This window comes from Rhodopseudomonas julia (assembly GCF_030813515.1).
GTDB classification, from domain to species: domain Bacteria; phylum Pseudomonadota; class Alphaproteobacteria; order Rhizobiales; family Afifellaceae; genus Afifella; species Afifella julia.
Genome location: NZ_JAUSUK010000005.1, coordinates 1 through 2,696 on the forward strand (window position 1 = coordinate 1; position 2,696 = coordinate 2,696).

Annotated in this window: 2 protein-coding genes; both read left to right on the forward strand. The window is 63.0% G+C overall.

The features are described 5' to 3' along the window. Nucleotides 1–279: 279 nt before the first annotated feature. A complete protein-coding gene (locus J2R99_RS17720; RefSeq protein ID WP_307155773.1) occupies nt 280–1,461 on the forward strand; it encodes a Fic family protein in 1,182 nt (393 codons plus the stop codon). Nucleotides 1,462–2,124: 663 nt separating this feature from the next. Continuing rightward, on the forward strand, nt 2,125–2,517 hold the full coding sequence (locus J2R99_RS17725) for a GFA family protein (protein ID WP_307155774.1): 393 nt from the start codon (nt 2,125–2,127) through the stop codon (nt 2,515–2,517). The last annotated feature ends 179 nt before the right edge of the window (nt 2,518–2,696 follow it).

The window sequence follows — 2,696 nt, forward strand, 5'->3', positions numbered from 1 at the left end:
CTCGTCAGGCTCATAACCTGAAGGTCAGAGGTTCAAATCCTCTCCCCGCAACCATCTCTATACAGATACTCAAAAGCCCCGCTCCCGCGGGGCTTCTTGCGTTTGGGGGCTACCCTAACCTCCCGTTGACAGATCGCCCAGATGCCAGATCAGCGGAAGTCTCCGTCTGTTGGGAGGGGCGGGAGGCGACGGCACTATTTAAGGCTGCTTACGGTCGCATATGTGTTATTTAAGTAATATCTTGATTGCTTAAATAAGGCCGCGCTGCCAGGATGCGCCATGACCGATTCCGACCCTGATTTGCGCCTCGGCCGATATGTCGCAACGCCTGTCGGGGGCGAAAACGTCCGCGCCTTCGTTCCGCCGCCTCTGCCGCCGACGCCGCCGGTCGACGTCCTGGCTCTTCTCGATCGCCTGAGTCTCGCCGAGCGCGCGCTCGGGCGGCTGGATGGGATCACCATGCTGCTGCCGCGCCAGGAGCTCTTTCTCTATATGTATGTGCGCAAGGAGGCGGTGCTCTCATCGCAGATCGAGGGGACGCAATCCACACTGAGCGATCTCCTGCGCTTCGAGACCGAAGCTCGCGCGGGAGAGCCGATCGACGAGATCCGCGAAGTTTCGAACTACGTCGATGCGATGATGTACGGGCTGGAACGGCTCGCCGACCTTCCCTTGTCGTTGCGCCTCATCCGCGAGATGCATGGCCGGCTTTTGAAAAGCGGCCGCGGCGGCACGAAGGACCCGGGCGAATTCCGCCGCTCGCAGAACTGGATCGGAGGCTCGCGCCCCGGGAACGCGCTCTACGTCCCGCCGCCCGTCACCGAACTCGATGCCTGCCTCGAGGCGCTGGAGCATTTCATCCACGAAGACGAATCGCGCTTGCCGGCTCTGATCAAGGCCGGACTGCTGCATGTCCAGTTTGAGACGATCCACCCGTTTCTCGACGGCAACGGTCGCATTGGCCGCCTTTTGGTGACGCTGTATCTTTGCGTCAACGGGGTGCTGCGCAAGCCGCTGCTCTATCTCAGCCTCTACCTGAAGACGCATCGCGGCGACTATTACCGCCTGCTTCAGGAGGTGCGCGAGCATGGCGCCTGGGAGGCCTGGCTCGACTTCTTCCTCGCGGGCGTTGCCGAAACGGCGAACCAGGCTTTCGAGGCAGCCACCCGGATCGTCGACCTTTTCAAGGAAGACCGCGAGCGAATCACGAACGAAAGCGACCGCGCCGGCTCGGCGCTGCGCATCCACGAGCTTTTTCAGCAGAACCCGTTTTTGAGCTCCAACCAGCTCGTCGAGAAAACCGGCTTGTCCGCGCCGACAGTCAATGCGGCCCTGGCCGAACTGGAGAAGATGGGCATCGTTGAGGAAATCACTGGGCGCAAGCGGGGGCGGGTGTTCAGCTACCAGCGCTATCTTGCCATCCTGAGCGAGGGAACGGATCCCTTGCCCGCCGGCAGTTGAACGGTTTTGCCGCAATAGCTCACTGCCCCTCGGCGCAGAACGGCTTCGGCTGAAGAGCCTGCAGGGGAAGTCTCGGGGACCTGACAGACGCGTCCGCGACATTTCCGCCTAAAGAGCGAGAGAGACCTGGGAAGGTCTGAGGCCGGTGTTCGACACGTCCGACGCCATGGCGTCGCGCCATCTCGGTCGCCGGTTGGCGAAACGCGAGAGATGGCCGCAAGCGATTCCTGCCGCAGGCGCGTCATGATTTGCGTGGCGCTCACTCTCGTCCGGCCGTCCGAGCGAGCCGGCGTGTCGTTTTTGCCAGGGATCTTCGCTGGTCACACGAAAGGGAATGGCGTTTTGCCGCCCGTTGCGGAACGCGCGAACAGCGCACGCCGCGGCGATCCCCGAATCGGTCGCGAGCATGAGGCGAAAGCTCTCACCGCGCGGACGGCGGCCGATCGGCTGAAGGCGATCGCCGGCATCCATCAGAGCGGCAAAGTGACCGTCGACGGTGAGAGTACGCAAAAGGTCGTCGTGTCGTTTCCGTCAGCCGATCTCCACGAGGAGGGACGCGCCGTCGCCGCGAATAACCCCGGTCGTCGCTCTCCAAAGAGCCGCTTGCGCCGGACCCGTCCTTGCGGGACCCTCCCCGGAACGTCGAATACCGGGAGTTGGGTCATGGAGATATTCGCGGGCGGATGCCTGTGCGGGGAGGTGCGTTTCGTCGCGACGGGCCGGCCCTACCGCGTCGGCCTCTGCCATTGCCTCGATTGCCGCAAGCATCACGGGGCGCTGTTTCACGCCTCGGCGATCTTTCCTGACAATGCGGTGACAGTCACCGGCGCGCCCACCGATTATCGCGGGCGATATTTCTGCGCGCGCTGCGGCTCGTCAGTGTTTGCGCGCAGCGGCGACGAGGTGGAGGTCCATCTGGGCGCGCTCGATCAGCCGGACCAATTCGCGCCGACCTATGAAAGCTGGACCGTGCGGCGGGAATCCTGGCTCCCGGCGTTTCCGGTGCGCCATCACTATGCAAACGACCGCGACCCCAATGGCCGTTTCGAGGATTGAGCTGGGCTGGGAGCCGGCCTGGGGAAAAGCGAAATCGCGGAAAACCGGGGCCCAAGGGGCGGTGTGTTGAATTTCGAAATGAGTCTGTTGACAGGTCGGGGCGGTCTGAATATATACCGCAACACCGGCGGCGGGGAGCACTGCTCTTCGGAGCTTGATGCTTCATCGCTGGTTTCCAT

What these genes read in the sequence shown, in the direction of transcription:
- J2R99_RS17720 (WP_307155773.1), top strand. Translation starts at nt 280, where the DNA reads ATGACCGATTCCGACCCTGATTTGCGCCTCGGCCGATATGTCGCAACG.
- J2R99_RS17725 (WP_307155774.1), top strand. Translation starts at nt 2,125, where the DNA reads ATGGAGATATTCGCGGGCGGATGCCTGTGCGGGGAGGTGCGTTTCGTC.